The organism is Marinomonas shanghaiensis (assembly GCF_003259175.1).
GTDB lineage: Bacteria > Pseudomonadota > Gammaproteobacteria > Pseudomonadales > Marinomonadaceae > Marinomonas > Marinomonas shanghaiensis.
Genome location: NZ_QGOK01000025.1, coordinates 1 through 504, shown reverse-complemented (window position 1 = coordinate 504; position 504 = coordinate 1). Strand labels below are relative to the sequence as shown.

Genomic DNA, 504 nt, shown 5'->3' with positions numbered 1-504 from the left:
ATCACATGCTTGTCTGTTATAAAGAGCCCCACACGTGGGAGAGACTATTTTACGTCCCTTAAACGAAAAAATCCCACCCTGCTGAGCAGGATGGGATTTCTCTTAATATAAAGCTTGACGACGACCTACTCTCACATGGGATCTCCCACACTACCATCGGCGATGGCGCTTTTCACTTCTGAGTTCGGGATGGGATCAGGTGGTTCAACGCCTCTATGATCATCAAGAAAACTGGTTTGTTTTATCAGCAACTGTCTAATAAAACCAAATTTTCAATTGCCTAATTACTTATTAGGCCTTCTTAATTTAAAGCTTGACGATAAACTAGTATCACATGCTTATCTGTCAGAAATAGAGCCACACTATCGTGAAAATCTATGTCTAAAATATTAAAGCTTGACGATAAACTAGTATCACATGCTTATCTGTCAGAAATAGACCCACACTATCGTGAAAATATATGTCTAAAATATTAAAGCTTGACGACGACCTACTCTCACATGG

At 39.3% G+C, this 504-nt stretch carries 1 rRNA gene; it reads right to left on the bottom strand.

What is annotated here, in order from left to right:
* Window positions 1-112 precede the first annotated feature (112 nt).
* Window positions 113-227, bottom strand: a 5S ribosomal RNA gene (gene rrf / locus DKT73_RS17550).
* Window positions 228-504: the final 277 nt, after the last annotated feature.